This window comes from Nocardia sp. NPDC101769, from assembly GCF_044766925.1.
Taxonomy (GTDB): Bacteria; Actinomycetota; Actinomycetes; order Mycobacteriales; family Mycobacteriaceae; genus Nocardia.
This window is the reverse complement of the sequence record NZ_JBIWMX010000010.1, coordinates 210,074-229,216: the sequence shown is the minus strand read 5'-3', so window position 1 is coordinate 229,216 and position 19,143 is coordinate 210,074. Positions and strand designations below refer to the sequence as shown.

The 19,143-nt window shown below is 64.7% G+C and carries 16 protein-coding genes; 8 read left to right on the top strand and 8 right to left on the bottom strand.

Features of this window, described 5'->3' with window-relative positions; translation table 11 throughout:
• Positions 1-89: 89 nt before the first annotated feature.
• Genes ACIRRA_RS18765 through ACIRRA_RS18745 form a run of 5 tightly spaced genes read right to left on the bottom strand, consistent with a single transcriptional unit; the run spans position 90 to position 4,251 of the window.
• Entirely contained in the window at positions 90-524 is a 435-nt protein-coding gene (locus ACIRRA_RS18765) for a phosphotransferase family protein (protein WP_402769271.1), read from the bottom strand.
• A complete protein-coding gene (locus ACIRRA_RS18760) occupies positions 472-681 on the bottom strand; it encodes a hypothetical protein (protein WP_402769317.1) in 210 nt (69 codons plus the stop codon). The genes ACIRRA_RS18765 and ACIRRA_RS18760 overlap by 53 nt, the downstream gene beginning before the upstream one ends.
• A 32-nt stretch (positions 682-713) precedes the next feature.
• On the bottom strand, positions 714-1,595 hold the full coding sequence (locus ACIRRA_RS18755) for a hypothetical protein (RefSeq protein ID WP_402769268.1): 882 nt from the start codon (positions 1,593-1,595) through the stop codon (positions 714-716).
• Positions 1,580-3,922 (bottom strand): hypothetical protein, encoded by a 2,343-nt coding sequence (locus ACIRRA_RS18750; RefSeq protein WP_402769265.1) that lies wholly within the window; start codon positions 3,920-3,922, stop codon positions 1,580-1,582. Before ACIRRA_RS18750 ends, ACIRRA_RS18755 begins: the two co-directional genes overlap by 16 nt.
• Before the next feature lie 2 nt (positions 3,923-3,924).
• A complete protein-coding gene (locus tag ACIRRA_RS18745) occupies positions 3,925-4,251 on the bottom strand; it encodes a type VII secretion target (RefSeq protein WP_402769263.1) in 327 nt (108 codons plus the stop codon).
• 737 nt (positions 4,252-4,988) lie between these two features.
• On the opposite strand from ACIRRA_RS18745, the gene ACIRRA_RS18740 reads away from it, so the two are divergent.
• Together ACIRRA_RS18740 and ACIRRA_RS18735 are read left to right on the top strand one after the other, a co-directional pair.
• Positions 4,989-6,746, top strand: a complete 1,758-nt coding sequence (locus ACIRRA_RS18740; RefSeq protein ID WP_402769260.1) for a DUF262 domain-containing protein — start codon at positions 4,989-4,991, stop codon at positions 6,744-6,746.
• Between the two features lie 659 nt (positions 6,747-7,405).
• Positions 7,406-7,786 carry a hypothetical protein gene (locus tag ACIRRA_RS18735; protein ID WP_402769257.1) on the top strand — a complete coding sequence of 127 codons (381 nt, stop codon included), beginning with the start codon at positions 7,406-7,408 and terminating at the stop codon, positions 7,784-7,786.
• A gap of 307 nt (positions 7,787-8,093) precedes the next feature.
• Here ACIRRA_RS18735 and ACIRRA_RS18730 read toward each other — a convergent pair whose 3' ends face one another.
• Positions 8,094-8,696: a YbhB/YbcL family Raf kinase inhibitor-like protein gene (locus ACIRRA_RS18730; RefSeq protein WP_402769254.1), complete on the bottom strand. Its 603-nt coding sequence runs from the start codon at positions 8,694-8,696 to the stop codon at positions 8,094-8,096.
• Between the two features lie 714 nt (positions 8,697-9,410).
• Between ACIRRA_RS18730 and ACIRRA_RS18725 the strand changes: the two genes are divergently transcribed.
• Positions 9,411-10,544, top strand: coding sequence for a CapA family protein (locus tag ACIRRA_RS18725; protein ID WP_402769251.1), 1,134 nt, complete (start codon positions 9,411-9,413; stop codon positions 10,542-10,544).
• Between the two features lie 139 nt (positions 10,545-10,683).
• On the opposite strand, the gene ACIRRA_RS18720 is transcribed toward ACIRRA_RS18725, so the two are convergent.
• Positions 10,684-12,522, bottom strand: coding sequence for an AMP-dependent synthetase/ligase (locus ACIRRA_RS18720; protein ID WP_402769248.1), 1,839 nt, complete (start codon positions 12,520-12,522; stop codon positions 10,684-10,686).
• Between the two features lie 666 nt (positions 12,523-13,188).
• Between ACIRRA_RS18720 and ACIRRA_RS18715 the strand changes: the two genes are divergently transcribed.
• The 5 genes from ACIRRA_RS18715 (at position 13,189) to gcvT (ending at position 18,115) form a co-directional block, all read left to right on the top strand.
• The gene (locus ACIRRA_RS18715; protein WP_402769245.1) at positions 13,189-13,812 is read left to right on the top strand and encodes an antibiotic biosynthesis monooxygenase family protein; all 624 of its coding nucleotides are present in this window, start codon (positions 13,189-13,191) and stop codon (positions 13,810-13,812) included.
• 348 nt (positions 13,813-14,160) lie between these two features.
• Positions 14,161-14,814 carry a hypothetical protein gene (locus ACIRRA_RS18710; protein WP_402769242.1) on the top strand — a complete coding sequence of 218 codons (654 nt, stop codon included), beginning with the start codon at positions 14,161-14,163 and terminating at the stop codon, positions 14,812-14,814.
• A 2-nt stretch (positions 14,815-14,816) separates the two neighbouring features.
• Entirely contained in the window at positions 14,817-15,842 is a 1,026-nt protein-coding gene (locus tag ACIRRA_RS18705) for an exonuclease domain-containing protein (protein ID WP_402769239.1), read from the top strand.
• 77 nt (positions 15,843-15,919) lie between these two features.
• On the top strand, positions 15,920-16,936 hold the full coding sequence (locus ACIRRA_RS18700; protein ID WP_402769236.1) for an alpha/beta hydrolase: 1,017 nt from the start codon (positions 15,920-15,922) through the stop codon (positions 16,934-16,936).
• Between the two features lie 78 nt (positions 16,937-17,014).
• Entirely contained in the window at positions 17,015-18,115 is a 1,101-nt protein-coding gene (gene gcvT / locus ACIRRA_RS18695; RefSeq protein ID WP_402769233.1) for a glycine cleavage system aminomethyltransferase GcvT, read from the top strand.
• A gap of 105 nt (positions 18,116-18,220) precedes the next feature.
• Here gcvT and ACIRRA_RS18690 read toward each other — a convergent pair whose 3' ends face one another.
• On the bottom strand, positions 18,221-19,057 hold the full coding sequence (locus ACIRRA_RS18690; protein WP_402769230.1) for a hypothetical protein: 837 nt from the start codon (positions 19,055-19,057) through the stop codon (positions 18,221-18,223).
• Between the last annotated feature and the right edge of the window lie 86 nt (positions 19,058-19,143).

The following is a 19,143-nucleotide window of genomic DNA, read 5'->3' as shown; positions in this document are numbered from 1 at the left end:
GCGACATCACCCCGCCACCATCAGCCGGGTCGGCCGATTCCACCCGAACGGAGGTCGCCTAAAACATACCGATACACAGGTTTTGACAATTACTCCTCGGGCTCGGCGGTCGCCCACAGTCGTAGGAATGTCGCGTACTCGTCCGGCTGGTAGCCCATCTTGTGCAGGTGCGGGGCCACGTCGTATACCGGGTCGCCGTACAGGGCCAGCTCCCAGTCGAGGAACACGACCTCTTGCCCATCGCGGATGATCATGTTCTTGCGGTGTACGTCGGCGTGCACCAGTCGGAACGGACGAGATTCGAGTGTGCGCCAGCCGGTTTCGATGGTGGCAACCGGTGGAACTTGAGCTTCCGGGAACCGTATTGGGATTGCGCAGCCGCCGAAGAACAGCAGAACGACCGCGGAAAAGCCGCCGAGCACCCAGGGCCGGACCTTGCGCTTCTTCCGCGGTGGGTAGTACGGGCTGTCATCACCACGGCGGCGCCAGGATTGTCCACTCGCGGTCGCGCTTCCAGTCCTCATAGCTGATGGCGTTGGTGAATTTCGGCGCCGCGGCCACGTTCTGGCCTTCGTCGTCCTCTAAGTCGTTGGTATCCGTCGTATTCGGCGAGTTACTTGATACCCCAGGGGGTTTCGTGAGGGCGGCTCTGATCTCCTCGGGTAGGTTCAACCAGCTCACTGCACGCTCCGAACGAGTGACTTGCTGATGGACTACTGCTTGCTCCCCGGCCAGCCCGGATACGGGTCGAGCGTGGGTGCGGGTACGTCGGATTCCGTACGGGAGTCCCGGCCTCGCAATGCGGCGGGAACGGGGTTGTCGGGGCGATCGGCACAGAGGTTCTGCTCGCCAGGGGAATTCGTTCCCGGGTCTGTCATCTTCGCTTCGGTGATTTTCCAGTCGCCGAACACGTCGGTGGTCGGATACCGTGCCGGACCCTCACCTGCGGAGAGGCGTGTCGGCTGGCCGCTTGGCGGTTGCTGCATGGTGAGTCGAACCGTCCGGCCACCGTCTGGAAGGGTCCCGGCGCCGCTGACATTCACGAATGGGTGATACTGACCATTAAACGGATCCTTGTCGGCTGGAGACGATTTCAAGTCCAGTCCGTCGACCCAGACGCACATCGTGGCATTCCATGTGGGCGGTGTAGTTTGCGGCACCCCGGGCTGTGTGGAGTCGTCAGTCTTCAACTCCAGCAACTGCGCGTAAAAGGTTCCCACGGTTCGAGTGCTGGGGGGCTCGAGGTACGCCATTGATAGACCGTCGCCGCGGATATAGTGGTCACCTGTTTCTGGCGAAGCTGCAGCGTAACCGGGATAGGAGTACTTGCTCGGCATCGCCATCGGCCAACCGTGTCGGTCGGTCCGGTACGAGATGAACGCCGATTCCATATATGCCCGAGCGATGATCGCAGCATCGGACGTCAGCCCGATCCCGGGCTCGGCGGACCACCGGAAGCTGAACTCCAGCTCGTCGGGAATCTGATATGCCGGTGCGCTGTTCGTGCAGGCAGTCAGCAGTGCTGTGAGCCCCAAGGCCGCGCTTACCAGCCTCCATGCACTCTTGAATCGCGACGCTGTCATCGTGGATGCCACTCCGATTTATTGTGAGCTGCCGTCCAGCCGTCGTCGTATGCGACGAGTCCTGGGAGAAAATTCTTCATGTTCCCTTTGAACACGGGGAGACTATTTTCTCCGTTCTTGCCGTCGAGACGTTTGATGTCGTCGAACGACATCAAATTGCCGTTGCTGTCGAAGTATCGGCCTATGTTCGGGTCTTTCGAGTAGTCGGGGTGGTCGGAGGTCAGTGTCATGCCTTGAAGAATGTTGTAAAACTGTTTCGACTGACTGCCGTACCCGTCCAGTTCGGCGTTCGGCTTGAGCTCGGGCACGGCCCCGAACAGCCAGTTCTTCACCTCCGGAGCCGCGACCTTGACACCCAGCTCGGTGAAGTCGCTGATACTGAATCCCATTGGCAGGCTATTCGATCCGCCGAGTGCGGGTATGCCGAGCCGGGGGATGTGCTTGCCTCCGAAGGCGGCGACGTCCTTCATCGAATCGAGGATCGTCTGCTCGTATTTGAGTTGGGTGGCCTGATCCATTTTCCGGCCGTCGAGTTCGAGCTGCATGCCAGACTGGGCGGCGGCATCGATTCTTCCGGCCCATTCGCCGAGCGCGTAGTCGGTGCCGCCGTGCGCCCCGAAGGCCTGGTTCATCTGCGCGATCGACACGTATGCGGCGCGGTTGAAGTCGACGGCGGCGTCCTTGTTGGAATCGATGACAGCGAAGATGTTCTTCACATTCGCCTGATCGATCGCACCGAAGCCGTGCGTGCCGAAGGCGCCCTCGGTAGTGCCGACCATGTCAGGAATATACGACGCCAGGGTTTGGCCGAGCGCCTTGGTCATCTTCGGGTCCACCATCCCGATGGACTGATCGCCGCCATCGAGGTGGAGCAGGTCGTGGGCGTGGGTGCTCGCATAGTTCGCCAGCGCCCAGGATGCCTCGCCTGATTGCTGATTCAGGGTGGGATCAGCCGAAGTGGCGTATCGGCCGGCGGTCTCGACGACCTTGCTGACGCCGTCCTCGTGACCGTGCCAGTCCCGACCGAGCAGGTCGGCCACATGCGAGGGTGCGTCGTAATGTCCGCCGTCGGTGACCGTGCACTGCATATTGGTGCCGTACAGCAGGTCGTGGACGGCTAGCCGGTCACCGCCGGCCTGATTCAGCATGCGGTCGGCGAGGTCGGTCGCACCGTGCGGTTTCGGCTCCAGCACGAGGTTGGTCGCAGTCGCTGCGCCGATCTCCGCGCCTTGTTTGAGCAGTCCGCGGTCGAGGTCGCTGCCCTGGGCCAATCCCGGATTCCCTTTGCCCAGCAGATCGACGAACGTGTTGAAGTCGCCTTCGTGAGGGATGTCGATGAAGTTGCCGGCGAACTCACTGGCCGGGGCTTTTTCGCTGCGCCGGACCGGGTTCTCCTTCAGCAGTGTTTGCACCTGGGTGGGCAACTGAATCATCCCGCCCTGGTCCTCGACCTTATCGTCGCCGACAGTCTTGATCTGCGGGTTCGACATCAGCTGCATCGCGTCGACCAAGCCCGTTTTGAGCGTTCCCTGCTTGTCCACCGGTAGTTTGTCACCGAGTTGCGAGATGTCGGAGACGCTCATCCCGTCCATTCCTCGCATCAGGGTGCGCAGGTAGTCGAATCGCTCCTGCGGCAGATCCACATCCTTGCCGTTGAGTAGATCCTGGAGCTGGTCCGGAGTCAGCTGGGTCGCCAGCTGCAGCCGCTCGAGCTGATCAGGGGTCGCCTTCCCGTTCTTCCACGCGTCCAGATCCTGCTGTGCGACTACGGGATTCAGCCCTGCCGAGGCCGGAGTCAGCTGCTCGATCGAGGCCAGTGCCGTGCTCAGCGCCGTGGCGATGGCGTCATCGGCCGCCCCGATATCGGCCGCCAGCCGTTGCAGGCCGACCGTCTGATTCGCGGCCTCGTTCTTCCGGTCGATCTGCAACTGGTTGATCTGGTCCTTCACTTGCTCGCTTCCGGCCAGGAGCAGGGCTTCCGCGTAGTTGTATGTGTCCTCGACGTACCAATCCTCAGAGACCTTGTAGAAATCATCATTCAGGTGGGTCACCGTTTGACGGGCCGAGGCGACCATCGGCTCCAACGTCGACTGACCGTTGCGACACGCCGTCGCAAGATCGTCGAAGGCGTCCGCGACCACGCCCATCTGCTGGCGTTCGCGATCGACCCGCCCGTCAGCGCCGTCACGCCCTTTCCCGGACCAGTTCATGCCATCGATGGTTTTGTGCATCGACGAGGCGTTGTCTCTGACGCCCTTCGCGATCGACTCGATCGTCGGCGCCAGATTCCCGAGGTCGACGATCCAGCCCATCACCGTAGATTTGCTGGGCGTGGCCATGCTCAGCGCGTCCCGCTGTTGAGATCTCCAAGAGCCGCGAACCGGGCTGCGGCATCCTCGTCGGTGCCGTGATAAGCGTCGGCAGATGTGCGCAGCAGCCCGGCGAATTCTTGATAGCGGCCCTTCACCACGCCCATTGCCTTGGACCGCACCGCCTCGATCCTATCGAGCTGGGACGCGGTAGCCGATCCCGCCAGATCCGAGCCCAAGGTACCCAGGAGCCCTGAAGGAGCAAACGGACCGGCGAAAGTGGGCAGCTTCGCCACCGCGTCTGCGAACCCGTCGATCGTCGTCGCCACGCCCCGCAACTCCTGTGCCGACACCTCCATGCCGCCCCCTCGTCATATTGAGTTCACCCGCAACGTTTTTCACGCATGAGCGAGATCAATCGAGCCCGAACGTTACCAGGAAGCGACCGCCTAGGCCTCTCTCCGGCCTGGCCGAGTGCCAATCCCTCGAAGTGTGGAGGCTCCCTCATATGGCCTTGTCTCGTGAGAGGGCCGCCGCCGAGGTCGATCGGGTGGCGGCGACGGGTGTTTCGTAGTTGGCGATGAGATTCCGCCGCACAGCTGCGGTAGTGATCACGGCGGCAGCTGCTTTGGTGCCACCGTGTTGTGTTCCGTTGCTGCCCATAAGGTTCCGGCCTGATCGCGAGCGGTGGGTGAGCTGTGAACCATCAGACCGCGAGGTGGTGTGTCATACCGTTTTCGGACCCCCACCCGTCCTCGAACCAGGCTCTCGAGAGCGAAGATCATCGTTCCGAGTGCGAGACCACCCGCTGCGGCGAGCATCGATCCGGGCGACAACCAGCAGATGGATTTGCCTGATGAGCTTGTTGTTCTGCCCGGCGGCGTGCCTCACCGTGATCTCCGCGACCATGTTCACCTTCTCCATGGCCGGACAACCACGCGAATACTAGCGTCGGTGAAATCGACCGATACAGTGACCGATTCAGCGAGAAGACACCCGAGCTGGTGTTTTCCGGTCAGCGGTAGTCGGAAGCATCCCTACGCCCGGCCGCCTCGGTAGGGTGTTCGGCGGACCGCTCGAACCAGAAGGAAGCTTGGTGTTCTCTCCCGATCAGCTGGTTGTCGTGATACCGCGCGAAGATATCGAAAACGGGGACCTGGGGCCTGCCCTCGAGGCCCTCAACTCGTGCTTCGTTTCGCCGGAACGCGCCCGAATCTTCATGGGCGCAGTCGAACTGGTCATCGAAGGCTACGAGCACATCCCGACCGAACTGTTCGAGATGGAACCGGTCCGTCAGTTCGTTCGACTGCTCGACGACGAGTTTCCCTACTGGTTGTATTTCCTCGGTCTGGGTGGCCCCTCGCTGCGGCTGATCTTCGGCTGCTTCCTGCCGCCGTTCCTCGACGAGGCCGAGCGACGCCAGCAATTCGCGCACCGTCTGGGGGCGGTGATGGAGGACAGGTGGTTGCCCGCGATGGGTGACGTCGCCGCATTCGCCGGGCTCGCTGCGGCCGAGCTGGACGCCCGCACCGCCAGCGTCTTCGACCACTACTTCCGTTCCAGCGCACCGGCAATCGCGACATCCCCGGCCGACACCACCGTGACCCTGCGTGATCAGGCTCCAGCCGTGGTGGAGGAAGTCTTCTACCCCAGCGCACCGGCAATCGCGACATCCCCGGCCGACACCACCGTGACCCTGCGTGATCAGGCCCCAGCCGTGGTGGAGGAAGTCTTCTACGGTGAGCCGACCGGCGTCGAAATCGAGCGGAACGACGACCCGTTCGAGGACCGTCGGGCGGCGCCGTGGGATCCCGAGCAGATCCGGATCTCCACCCGCACGTTCTCCCTGCGCAACGTCCTCGACATGATCGACGACAGCGATCTCGAATTGGCTCCCGATTTTCAACGCAACCGAGTGTGGAAGGGCCGCCAGAAATCTCGGCTCATCGAGAGCCTGCTGCTGCAGATTCCCCTGCCCGCCTTCTATTTCGCCGAGGACCGCGGCGGGATGTTCCGCGTGGTGGACGGCCTGCAGCGGTTGTCCACCGTGCACGAGTTCGTGAAGGGCGGTTTCGCGCTCGACGAGCTCGAATACCTCGAGGGCGAGCGCGAGAAGACCTTCGCGGAACTGGATCCGCCGCTGCGCCGCCGCCTTCACAACGCGCAGATCGTGGTGCACGTGATCGAGCCGTCCACGCCCAACCGCGTCAAGTACGACATCTTCAAGCGCATCAACACGGGTGGAGAGCCGTTGAACGCCATGGAGATTCGGCACTGCATGAGCAGCGCGCGCAGCCGGAATCTGCTCAAGCGGTGTGCCTCCACCGAGGTCTTCCACGCGGCGACCGGCGGTGTGCTGCGCAATCACGTCCGGATGAACGACCGTGAGGCCGTCCTGCGTTTCCTGGCCTTCTACACCCTTCCGGATCTGCAGGAGTACGACTCCTACGGGTCGTTGGAGAACCTGCTCGACGCCACCACCGAACTCATCGACGATGTTGGACAGGTCTCCGACGCGCACCTCGAATCCTGGTTCGCCGCCTTCGAACGCGGCATGATCAACGCGCGAATCATATTCGGCGACTACTCCTTCCGGCGCTGGCCCGCCGGGAACGATCGGCGCTCCCCGATCAACCGGGCGCTGCTGGAAAGCTGGGGGGTCGTCCTGTCCGGCTACCACCCCGAACAGCTCGAGCGCGTTCGGCCCCGAATCGTCGCCGAGGCTCGCGCGGCCATGGCGAAGAACAACGAATACATCGCCGCGATCAGCGCCTCTACCGCCGACCCCAAACGCGTGCGGGTCCGTTTCGAGGTCCCGCGCCGGATCGTCGAGGATGCGATCGCTCTGTCGTAGGCACGGGTTCGTCTGCGCGCCGCGGTATATCCCATCCGCGTTGTTGATGACGGGCCTTGACCACTACACCAAGTGATTCACAGGTTCTCGATTGTGCGTCGGCCGATGGCCGCGCTCAGCGCGTCCAGCTCCGCGAGCACATCGGTTGCGGTAGTTGAGCTCGCCTATTCTGGGCGGAATCGCGACCGTGGTCCGATCAAGCGCCCGATCCGCCCGCGAGCTGTGACGCTGACCAGGGTCCCAGACCCGCTCTTCGCTCCGGTGTGGTGGCCAGCTCACGCGGTCTCCTTCGAGTAAGGTCGACCAACTCTGCGCTTAGCTGACTTTGTATGTACGAAACGTAGCTACCGCCGACCTTGATGTACTTTGCGTGCTCCTCATCCTCGGCGATGAAGGCCCGGTTCATCGGGGACGGTGGGCAGTGGGAGGCGGCGGGCTGACCAGCTGCGACCGAAAGACATCGGTGTGGATGGCCTACTTCGAGTCTTTGCCGTAGCCGAACTGGCGGGCCAGGGCCCAGTTGATCTCTTCGATGAAGGGGCTCTCGAGCAGACGTGGTTCGGAGCAAGCGACGTCACATGGGAAAGGCGGGCCGATCGTCCTTTCTCTCGAGCATTTGGGCCTTGCCGCTGAGACCTGTGAGGAGTGATCGTGGATTGATGACAAACGTTTCGAATCTGTCCGCACCGGAACGACGCCGGCTGGCCCAGCAAACGCTGGACTCACTGACGGACCGGGCGGGGCATACGTTGACGCAGGTACGGTGCGGTTGTGGCCACCACGTGGCGGCGGTGTTCGATACGCCGGCCGGCGCGGTGTATCAGTCGGCGACCGGGCCGCACGCGCATGGGTCGCGGGATTTCGTCGATGCTGCGCACAGCGCTCACGGGCATGGCACCCGGTACGCGGATCTGCTTGCCGGTGATGGCTTTGTCGATGACGCGTTGCCCGCTTCCTGCGAATGCGGGCCGCATACACTGTCGCGGGTCCGGCTTCAGCAAGCCGTCGCGAACCACGAGCACAAGATTCAACTGCCCTGATCAGCCATCGCAACGCCGGAAAACCGAGCTCGGAACCGAGCAGCTTCGCCGACAAGGTTCGGGGCTGTGATCTGGCGGTCCATCCGGACGGAGGTCGGCAGAGCGTCGCCTGCGCCTTGGGTCAGCGTCTGGATTCGTGCAGGCATGCCGTCGAGCTACAAGTTCGGCCGTTACCCGCGGCCACGCGTGACCAGCGGCGCGGAGCCGATCTGCCCCCGAAAACTCAGCCGGTAGCCATCCACGGCGCGCTCCTCCCGGCCGCCCCTGGAACCGGCGGTCGCCCCGGCGTGCCATGCGGTCGGGCGCCTCAGTTCGAGTTCAGGCCGGAGTTGAGTGTGTAGGTGCCGACGAGCTCGGCTTGCCCCAGGATGTGGCCGGTCATCGCTTGGCGCAGCCGTTTTCCGGTCACTGCCCGTTGGAGCGGCAGCTGTTCGACATCCAGGGCGCTGACGGTGAACACGTAGTGATGGATGCGCTGGTCGTTCCAGGGCGGGCAGGGGCCGTCGTAGCCGTAATGATCGTTTCCCGCACTGCTGAAGTCGTTGAGGCCGTACCGCGCGTTCTGGGGTGCAGCCGGGCCTGGCCTGCCGTGTGCGGTCTGGAGGCTGCCTGCGGCGATCTGCCGCACGCCGGCCGGGATATCGAAAAGCACCAAATGGTAGAAGTCGTTGCGGGGCAATTCCTTCGGCACCGTTCGCCCCTCGATGTTCACGTCCGAGACGGTGTGGGGTACGTCGATGTCGCAGCACACGACCGCGAACGATCGTGTTCCCGCCGGCACCTCGTCCCACGCCAGATGCGGGTTGCTATTGGCACCCGCCCGGACATGGTGCACGGCATCCGGTACGCCGTAGGCGAACGCGCCCGGAATGCGCGCATTGTCCTCGAATGAATCACTTCGGACCTTCATAACGATGCCTTCCACTCATGCGGACCGATAGGTCTGCGGTATTCAGGTGGCTATGAGGGTGCAATCAACACGGCTCGTCGGTGGGGATCATTCTGCGGCGTTCCCGCGCCATTGGGGGAATCTCATCTTGTCGGTTGACCACATTGCCGTCCGAACCTTTGCCTCGGCGAATCAATTCGTGCGATATATAGATTCTGCGCTTCTGCCCCTATCCCGCCCAGAAGCGAAGGTCATCGGAACGGTATCCCTTCGACGTGCTGTTCGGACCGTGTTGGTCGCGCGGGTGCCGGTCACGGTCGTCACCGGCACCCGCGCGGGTGCCGACCGTGGAGGGCGCGATCGTGCGTTTGGAACTGACCGGGTGACCGTTCGTGTTCTTCCGCGACCGGGATCGCAACCGCGGTTGCGTGCTGTACCACCGCTACGACGGCCATTGCGGACTGCTCACGCCGCCGTCTCAGCGGAAGAGAATCACTGCGGCCAGTCGCTTTCGAGTCGGTCGTGAACGGTCGGATGACATTCGGTCGCTGGATCGGGGACCTTCGGCCCGACCGAATCCGGTTGGGGCCGTGAATCATTGATGATGCCGGGAAACCCGGTGTCCTGCCTGAAGTGGTGAATCGAGCGATCCGGGACGCTGAGGCCGATCGGGACACCCCGTCGTCACGAACAGGTAAAGCACTCTCGGGCAGGTCTTGTTCTGGGGCCGAAACGATGACGCAGACGAGCAGTCCACCGCAACAGAGTCCGGTCACCGTGGTGCTGGGCGGTGATGTGATGCTCGGTCGCGGCGTCGACCAGATCCAGCCGCATCCGGGTGATCCGCAGTTGTGCGAACCGTGGGTCGATGACGCCCGCCGCTACGTCGAGTTGGCCGAGAAGACGAACGGGCCGATACCGTACCCGGTGGGCTTCGACTGGCCGTGGGGCGATGTCGGGCCGATGCTAGACCAGCTGGCACCCGAGGTCCGGCTGATAAACCTCGAAACCACGATCACCATCGACGGCGTATTCGCGCCGGCCAAGGGCATCCATTATCGGATGAACCCCGCCAATATCGCGACGCTGAAAGCGTTTCGTCCCGATGCCTGCGCGTTGGCCAACAATCACATTCTCGATTTCGGGGACCGTGGCCTGCGCGATACTCTCGACGCGCTCGCCGCGGCGAACATTCGCACGGCCGGGGCGGGAACGAGCATCGCCGCGGCCTGCCGCCCGGTGGTGGTGGAGCCGGCCGCCGGGCGGCGGGTGGTCATCGTCTCGGTCGCCAGCACCAGCAGCGGCGTGCCGCTGGCGTGGGCCGCACAGGATGATCGGCCGGGAGTGTGGCTGGCCGGTGATCCGTTGGGCCGTGCTGTCGCCGACCATGTCGCGGCGGAAGCGTTGGCGCACAAGCGTTCCGACGATATTCTGATCGTGTCCGTGCATTGGGGCTCGAACTGGGGCTACGGGATCGGACAGAGCGAAATCCAATTCGCGCAACGGCTCGTCGACGCCGGCGTCGACATCGTGCACGGGCATTCATCGCACCATCCTCGCCCCGTCGAGATCTACCACGGCAGACCGATTCTCTACGGCTGCGGCGATGTCATCGACGACTACGAAGGCATCCCCGGGTACGGGTCCTACCGTCCCGAACTGCGGCTGCTCTACCTGGTTTCGGTCGATCCCGGCGGGCAGCCGACCGGAATCCGGATGCTGCCGATGCGGATACGCCGCATGCGGCTCGAACATGCTTCCCGGGCCGATGCCGATTGGCTGGGTAAGACGCTGACCCACATCAGCCGCCGGTTCCACACCCATATCGACCGCGGAGCCGACGACCTGCTCGAGATCCGCTGGGGCTGAGCCGAACTCGTGCCCAGAGCCGAAACAAATCCATGGTCCAGGGCCTGCGCCTCACCGCAGCGGCGCCGACCCGTCGTCTTCGACGAGATGGTCGGCTCGTCGCCCACGGCCGGCTCGAAGCGAAAGTCATCGATCGACTTCAGACATAGAGGGCGTCGATGCTGTCGGCGAGGTTCTCGATGACTATCTTGCGGCGCAGCTTCATACTCGGTGTGAGATCACCGGCCTCGACGGACAATTCGTGGTCGATGATGTCGAACTTCTTGATCTGTTCCCAGCGATTGAGTTGGGTGTTGAGGTGGGCGACGTAGGCCTCGATCACGTCGTAGGTCTTCTTGTCCCGCGCGATTTCGGCGAGCGGTTTGTCTGCCAGACCGTGCTTGCCGGCCCAATCGGTGATGCTCTGGGTGTCGAGGCCGACCAATGCGACGCAATAAGGTCGTGTCTCTCCGTAGACGATGAATTCCGCTGCGTAAGGACATATTCCCTTGAACATGGCGGCAATCGCGGAGGGTGCGACGTACTTGCCCTGCGAGGTCTTGAACAAGTCCTTCTTGCGGTCGGTGATGTGCAGGAATCCTTCTGCGTCGATCTCGCCGATGTCGCCGGTGCGGAACCAGCCGTCCGCATCCAAAGCCTCGGAGGTGGCATCCGGGCGGTCGTGATATCCACTCATCACACCGGGACTTCTGAGCAGGATCTCGCCGTCCTCGGCGATCTCGACCTCGGTGTCGGGGAACGGTTTGCCTACAGTTCCGAAGCGGTACGCATCCGGTCGGTTGATGAACGAGGCGGCGGCGGTCTCGGTCAGGCCGTAGCCTTCGAGAACGACGATGCCGATCGCGTCGAACCACTGCGCGACATCGCGGTCCAAGGGGGCCGATGCCGAAACGAAGAACCTCAGCCGACCACCGAAGCGTTCACGGACTTTGGAAAGCACCAGCCTGTCGGCGACTTTGTGCTGCAAGGAAACCAGCAACGACGGATCCTCGCCTGACTGCCTGGCACGCGAGGCCTTCAGGCCAACCCCGAGCGCCCAGTCGAAGAGCTTTTTCTTGATCCCGCCTTCTTCTGCCACCATGCCCTCGATACGGGCATGCGCCTTTTCGAAGATGCGAGGGGCGGCCGCCATGATGGTGGGGCGCAGTATCGCGAGGTTGTCCACGATTCTGTCAACCCGGCCATCGACCGCCGTGGGAAAGCCGATCAGCGGTGACAGCGCCAACATCACCTTGCCGAAAGCGTGGGACAGCGGCAGCCACAGAAAGTTCAGGTCGTCGGGGCTGAGGACATTCAACGCGTCGATTGCTGCGGCGCTGTACGTCCATGCGGAATGCGGCAGCCGAACACCCTTCGGGGTGCCGGTCGTCCCGGAGGTGTACATGATGCTGCCCAGGTGCGCGGGCCGGATGCCGCGGATGCGATCGGCGATCGCGTCGGGGGATTCGGCGAGCAGTCCGTATCCGAGCTTTTCGAGGTTGTCGAGGGTGATCACCCAGTCTCCGTCGCCCTCGCCATCGAAGATCACCACCCTTTGCACGTCGGGCAACTCGGCGCGATGCTCGATCAGCTTGTCGACCTGTGCCTGATCCTCGGCAACCACGATACGGCTGCCCGAGTTGGCGATGATGAACGCGACGCCGGGCGCGTTGGTGGTGGGGTACACGGTGGTGGTGGCCGCGCCAGCGCACATCACGGCGAAGTCGGCGAGCACCCATTCGTAGCGCGTGGACGACACCAGCGCGACCCGTTCTTCGGCCTGGATTCCCAGGGCGATCAGCCCGGCGGCGAGTATGTCGACGCGGTCACCGAACTGCTTCCAGGACACACTGGTCCAGCCCTCGCCATCAGGGAATCGGAACGCCTCAGCCTCTGGAGTCTCGGCGATACGGTCGACCAGCATCTGGGCAACCGATGATGCCCGGTTCTCGATCTTGCTGAGATCGGGAAGTTCCTCGGATTGCCGGAGGAACGTCATCACTCGATTCTACGGAGTCCCCGGCCGATCGATGAGGCACTCGGACGTGAAAAGGCGTGTACGGGGGAGAGACCCGGCATGATTCCCGGAGCCCCTCCGGACAGGGAGAGCTGGCGCTACGTTCCCTGTCGGCCTCTTCGAATAGTTCGGCCGGCATCACGTACATATGGAGGTTGCGCCCCACACCGTGCCCATACCACTACGGACCGATCGCGCAGATTTTGGTATCAACTCCGGGACACTGACGAATTGGGTTGCGGCGCACCGGAAGAAGAATCCGGTCGCCGAGGAACCGTTGACGATGTCGGACCGCACGGCTGCGGAGCTGGAACGCGAGAACCGGGAACCGCGTCGCGCTGAGGAGCAGTTCGGAGGAGACGCCCATCGTTCAGTACATCGGCGGGCTGGTGTCCTCGACCGTCGCGCGTAAGTGAAAGATGACCGGCCTCTTTCGGTGCGGTCCACTGCGGGAGAGGTAAGGGCGACTGTTCGTCGGCCACGGCGACGATGGTCGACGAAGGTCGCGACGCCGGAGATCGGGCCGTCATGGGACTGCCCGATGCGGGTGGAGCCGGCCCGCTATTGCCCTGGTGATCGGGAGGGGGCACTGTGAGAGGCACCGGTGGCGCCACCGGGCGCTGCCTCTGTGCAGAAAGGAGGTGGATCGTGTTCGCACGGTCTACCACGCTTCAGGCGCAACTTTCCGCTCTCGAATCCGGGATCGCACATGTGCGGGACGAGGCTATGCCGGAGCTGCAGGGTATTCCCGGCTGTATCGGGCTTTCGTTGCTCGTCGATCGGCACACCGGCCGGTGCATCGTGACGACCTCATGGGAATCCGAGGACGCCATGCGGGCGAGCGCCGAACAGGTGATCCCGATTCGAAATCGCGCGGCAGAGAAATTCGGCGGCAGTCCGATGGTCGAGGAATGGGAGATCGTGGCCATGCATCGCGCGCATCTGACGCCGCAAGGCGCGTGTGCACGCGTCACCTGGGTGAAGACCGATCCCAGCAGGGTCGACAACGCCATCGAGGTCTACCGGGACCACACCTTGCCCGGTATGGAGCAGCAGCTCGAGGGATTCTGCAGCGCGAGCCTGATGGTGAACAGGTCGTCGGGTCGTGCCGTCTCGTCCAGTGTCTACGAGAATGCCGAGGCGATCGAACGCAACCGGATCGCGTCGGCCGCGTTGCGCGTGGACGCCGCCCGGCAGGCGCGCGTCGAGGCTGTCGACGTCCGCGAATTCGAATTGGCCTTGGCGCATTTGCGCGTCCCCGAACTGGTCTGACCTCGAGCGGGGTCGGCAGAACGGCAGGTCGAGACCGGAGGTTCGACACGTCGGGTCCATCCCCGAGCAGGTGGTCACCGCAGCACGGCCGCAGCGCGCGGCCGTGCTGCGGTCGGTCGGCGGCGAGTCGGACATGGATCCTTCGAGCGATCGTGGGGTCGCTGTCTTCGCAAGCTGATTCACCGTGGGAAGTAGGACGGGGGCGGGCGAGCTGACGGGTTGTACGGTGGAACACTGGTCGGTCGGAACTGTTTGGCTCCGTTGATGATTCGCGTGGGGTCCGCGACAGTTTGTCGGGGGGATGCTCTAACGTAACGCGGTATCTGTCCGTCACGACCGTGGAGCGTTATGGCTGCCTCGTTCGACCTTCATACCCTCGCGGTGCTCGGTGCGGCTGGGGAGCGGCTGGTCATCTGGCATGTGAATGTCGGTGCGGCGCTGGGAGAGTCGCGGCTATCGGGTGCGTGGGTGCTGGATCGATCGCGCAAGGCGGAGATCGAGAGCCTCACGGTCGGATACCCGATCGTCGTGGCGGGCAATGACGCCGCTGCCGCCGAGGCCGTCGGCAATGGGGCTCAGCAGGCTGGGGCGGCGGGCGAGGGTGACCAGTCGGCGGACGTGGCGGGCGTTGGGGCTGCCGTGCTGGGTGCGAACGGTCGGATTGTCGGGGCCGCCGGGATTGTCGATGTCGATGCGACTGTCGAAACCGTCCGGGCCGCAATCGAATCGGCTGACCAGCGGTTCGTTGAGCATCAGGATGCGAGTGGTGGAAAGCTCACCAGGCCGCAGTGGCCGGTGATCGTGGCGCCCGGTGAGGTCTCACTGCCGCAGTTTCAGGTGGATGTGGCCGATGATCACATCCGGCCGGTGCTCACGCTGGCACGGGGGCTCGCCGATCTGGCAGACGCGTGGGCGGCGTTCGAGTCGCTACGGCTCGCTCGGCCATTTCTGGAGGACCTCGGTGGCGCGGCCGCACGGCCGTTGCCGCTCGCGGTGCGGTGAGTATGGCGGGACTGTCGTTCGCCGCCATCGATGTCGAGACCGCTAATTCCGCGCGCGGCAGTATCTGCGCGGTTGGCGTCACCGTGGTGCGGGACGGGCGGCGCGAGGAGACCGCGACGTGGCTGTGCCGTCCGCCGGCGGGGCTGGACTTCTTCAACTGGCACAACATTCGCGTGCACGGGATCTCGGCGGCGATGGTCGGCGACAAGCCGGAGTTCGCGCAGCGCTGGCCGGAGGCCGAGAGCCTGGTCGGTGAGCTGCCCGTCATCGCTCACAATGTCGGATTCGACAGCAGCGCAATACGGGAAGCCTGCGGCCGCAGCGGAATTCGGGTACCCGCCTGGTCCTACAGCTGCAGCCTCGCCCTGGCCCGCCGCCACCTGAGTCTCGACAGCTACCGGCTGCCCCATGTCGCGGCGGCTCTGGGCATCGACTTCACCAACCACCACGACGCGGCCGCCGACGCCGCCGCGGCGGCCGACATCGTGATCGCCCTGGCTGCCCGGGCCGGAGCCGATTCACTGTCGGCGCTCGAGCGCATGGTGGTCGACCGGCCCCTGCGGACCGATCGGAAATCGCGAAAGTCTGGGGCTGACACACTGATAGAGACGCCGGGGCCTGCGGGGCTGAGCGTGTCGACCGCGGCCGGACGTCCTCCACGCCGATCCTGGTTCGGGCGTGAGGAATTGGTGCTGCCGACCGTGACGGGCACCGATCCGTCCCACCCGCTGTATGGCGAAATCATCGTATTCACAGGTGATCTCGTCGCGATGACTCGCCAGCAAGCGTGGGATGCCATCGCGGCATGTGGTGCGACTCCGGCTCGGAACGTCACTCGGCGCACGACCCGGCTGGTCATTGGTGACGGCTTTCGTGGTGTGGATCCCGACGCGTTCACCACGACGAAGGCGCGCCGGGTTGCCGAGTTGCGGATGCGGGGGCAGCGTATCGAGGTCATGGACGAGGCCGCGTTCGTGGCCTGTGTGGGTGTTGGGACCGGGTTGTCCGGAGGTCGGGGCGGGGTGTGAGAAGTGCGTTATTGCGTGGTTCTGACGGGCTCGGTAGAGAGGGTGAGGGGAATCGATCGAATGGGTTTGAGGCGGAGATGACGAGTGCAGGTGGCCGGCGTCGGTGGGCGGCGGCGGGAATCGCCCTGGTGGCGGCGGGCTTCGCTGTGATGCCGGGGCTCGTGTCCGCTGCGGAACCGCTGAATTCCGGCGCGGTATTTGCCGTCGATGGCTCGCATATCGACCATGCGGTGCAGCGGGACGATCGCAAATCCACCGTATTCGTGTATTCGGCTGCGATGAACCGTGTCATCGAACTCTCGGTCATTCGCGCCGCCGACAATTCCACGCCACGTCCGACGGTGTATCTGCTCAATGGCGCTGAAGACGGCGTCGATGGAAACGGCAACGAGGTCTCCTGGGAAACCCGCACCGATGTCGTCGGCTTCCTGGCCGACCAGAACGTCAATGTGGTGAACGTCCTCGACGGCCGCTACACCTACTACACGGACTGGCAGTCCGACGATCCCATGCTCGGCCGCAACAAGTGGACCACCTTCCTCACCCAGGAACTTCCGCCCGTCATGGACTCGGCCCTCGGCGCGTCCGGCCGCAATGCCCTTGCGGGAGTGTCGATGTCGGCCACCTCGACCCTCGCCCTCGCCGAATCCGCCCCCGGCCTCTACCAGAGCGTCGGCTCCTTCAGCGGATGCGCCCAGACCAGCACCGACCCCGGCCGCCGCTACCTGCAGGCCACGGTTCTCTCCGGCGGCGGCAACCCCTGGAACATCTGGGGCCTCGACGGCTCACCGGCCTGGACCGCGAATGACCCGTCCACCCCCGCCAACCTCGAAAAACTCCGTGGTACCGACCTCTATCTGGCCGCCGGAACCGGTGCGAACCCGGCCGCGGCGGGCGGCGGCCAGGTCGGCGCGTCCAGCACGGCACTGGAATCCACCGTCGAAACCTGCACCCGCGCGCTGCAATCCAGCATCGAAGACCTGGACATCCCGGCCACGTTCGATTACCTCCCCGGGGGCGGCCACAACTGGACCTCGTGGCAGGTCGACTTTCACAATGCGTGGCCCGGAATCGCTCGCAGCCTCGGCATGTGAATCGAGGCACCACGCCGGACGGCCACCCGTTCGGTTCCGCTGTCACTCGGGTGCGGGCGGGCCGATAAGCTGCTTCGGGTGACCGACGAGAAGCTGCTGCAGGGACCCATCCACGCCGTCCATGTCGAGCTGGGCGCTACCTTCGCTCCGTTCGGGGGGTGGGAGATGCCGGTTTCGTACGCGGGGACCGTGGGGGAGCACACGGCGGTGCGCACCGCTGTGGGGCTTTTCGACGTCAGCCATCTCGGCAAGGCGACGGTCAAGGGGGCAGGTGCCGCTGCCTTCGTGAACTCGGCACTCACCAACGACCTGAATCGGATTCGCCCGGGAAAGGCGCAGTACACGCTGTGCTGCACGCCGGAGGGCGGGGTCATCGACGACCTCATCGCCTACTACGTGAGCGATGACGAGATCTTCCTGGTGCCCAATGCGGCGAATACCGCGACCGTGGTGGCGGAGCTGCAGAAGGTCGCCCCGGAGGGTGTCACCGTCACCGATGAGCATCGCGGGTACGCGGTCTTCGCCGTGCAGGGTCCGCGGTCGGCGGAGGTCCTCGCCAAGCTCGGTCTGCCGACCGACATGGAGTACATGGCCTATGCCGACGCCGAATGGGACGGCCGCCCGATCCGGGTGTGCCGCACCGGTTACACCGGTGAGCACGGCTACGAGTTGCTGCCCCGCTGGGCGGACGCCGGGGACGTCTTCCGTGCGCTGGTGAGCGAGGTGCAGGCCGCCGGTGGCCAGCCCGCCGGACTCGGCGCGCGCGACACCCTGCGCACCGAGATGGGCTACCCGCTGCACGGACACGAACTGTCCCTGGACATTTCGCCGCTGCAGGCCCGCACCGGCTGGGCCGTCGGCTGGAAGAAGCCCGAGTTCTGGGGCAAGTCGGCACTGGATGCCGAGAAGGCGGCCGGTCCCCGTCGAATCCTGATGGGGCTCAAGGCGATCGACAGGGGCGTGCTCCGGCAGGGCCAGACCGTGATGCGCGGTGACGCCCAGGTCGGCGAAACCACCTCCGGCACTTTCTCGCCCACGCTCAAGGTCGGCATCGCCCTCGCCCTTCTCGACACCGCCGCGGGCCTCGAGCCCGGCGACGAGGTCGAGGTCGACGTCCGCGGCCGCCGCCTGCGCTGCGAGGTCATCCGCCCCCCGTTCGTCGAAACCCGCACTGCCTGAGCAGGTTTCCTGCCCATCGAGAGATCCGCACCGGTCGAGGATTACAACGGTCCGGGGCGCAGCATGATGACCTTCGAACTGCACTTGGGGCAGTAACTTTCAGCCTCAGCCGCACCAGGTGCCGACGACGTCGTTGTCCTGTTTGCAGGCTGCGGCGTCGAGTCCGGCGGGGCGGAGGGTGTTGAACATCGTTCGGATGGTGTCGTCGGTGGCGGTCCCGTCCGTGCCCTGGTCGGCGTAGAAGACCATGACCACGGACTGGCCGTTGTTGCCGGGGACCGCGACGGCGTGGACGATCGAGGTGGCCGGATGCGAGCAGTCGTTCGGGCCCGGGTTGGCGAGGGTCGCCGTCACGTGTGCGGCGGGTTTGCCCTGCACCGTGAGGGTTTCGACGTCGCTCAGGGTGTAGGTGGAGTTGGGGCGGTCGTCGTTGGCTCCGGCCACGGTGGCCCAGCTGCCGGCCACGTCCTTGGCCGCCGCGGACACGTCGCCCAGTTTCGAGCCCGTCACGCCGGCGATGGCTTTCGAATGGTGGCCGTCGCACGCCTTCGGGGAGAGTTCCGCCGCGCCGCTCATCACCACGCGCCCGCCGCCGCCCTCGAAGCCGACGATGGTGGTCGGTGTCGGGACCGTCCAGTCCTGCGGTACGTCGTACACGGCATTGCGCGAGATGGAGTAGGACGTCTGCCATCCCGGCGTGAGTGAGGCAATGGTGGATCTCGGTGCGCTCGTCGTCGTGGTGGGCAGCGGTTTGGTGCGGGTCACGGTGTCCTGTGGCCCGTATTGGTCTGCGGGCAGCGCGGTACCGGTCACGGTGTGTACGGGCATCATCGCTGCCACGACGAGGATGGCGACCAGGCCGAGTGCGCTCACGGCGATCAGTGCGATCACCAGAGGCCGGTGGGAACTGGGCGGCTTCGACAGCGGATGCTCCGGATACACGCCGTCCACCCTATCCAGGGGCATGGAGGACGGCCGGTTACCGAACGGCCCGGCCAGGGGTAGCCCGAACCCGTCGGTCGAGGGCG

Excerpts from the sequence above, each read along its gene's own strand:
- ACIRRA_RS18725 (WP_402769251.1), top strand. The coding sequence starts at position 9,411 with ATGACGCAGACGAGCAGTCCACCGCAACAGAGTCCGGTCACCGTGGTG.
- ACIRRA_RS18750 (WP_402769265.1), bottom strand. The coding sequence starts at position 3,922 with ATGGCCACGCCCAGCAAATCTACGGTGATGGGCTGGATCGTCGACCTC.
- ACIRRA_RS18705 (WP_402769239.1), top strand. The coding sequence starts at position 14,817 with ATGGCGGGACTGTCGTTCGCCGCCATCGATGTCGAGACCGCTAATTCC.
- ACIRRA_RS18700 (WP_402769236.1), top strand. The coding sequence starts at position 15,920 with ATGACGAGTGCAGGTGGCCGGCGTCGGTGGGCGGCGGCGGGAATCGCC.
- ACIRRA_RS18765 (WP_402769271.1), bottom strand. The coding sequence starts at position 524 with ATGAGGACTGGAAGCGCGACCGCGAGTGGACAATCCTGGCGCCGCCGT.
- ACIRRA_RS18720 (WP_402769248.1), bottom strand. The coding sequence starts at position 12,522 with ATGACGTTCCTCCGGCAATCCGAGGAACTTCCCGATCTCAGCAAGATC.
- ACIRRA_RS18745 (WP_402769263.1), bottom strand. The coding sequence starts at position 4,251 with ATGGAGGTGTCGGCACAGGAGTTGCGGGGCGTGGCGACGACGATCGAC.
- ACIRRA_RS18730 (WP_402769254.1), bottom strand. The coding sequence starts at position 8,696 with ATGAAGGTCCGAAGTGATTCATTCGAGGACAATGCGCGCATTCCGGGC.
- ACIRRA_RS18735 (WP_402769257.1), top strand. The coding sequence starts at position 7,406 with ATGACAAACGTTTCGAATCTGTCCGCACCGGAACGACGCCGGCTGGCC.
- ACIRRA_RS18710 (WP_402769242.1), top strand. The coding sequence starts at position 14,161 with ATGGCTGCCTCGTTCGACCTTCATACCCTCGCGGTGCTCGGTGCGGCT.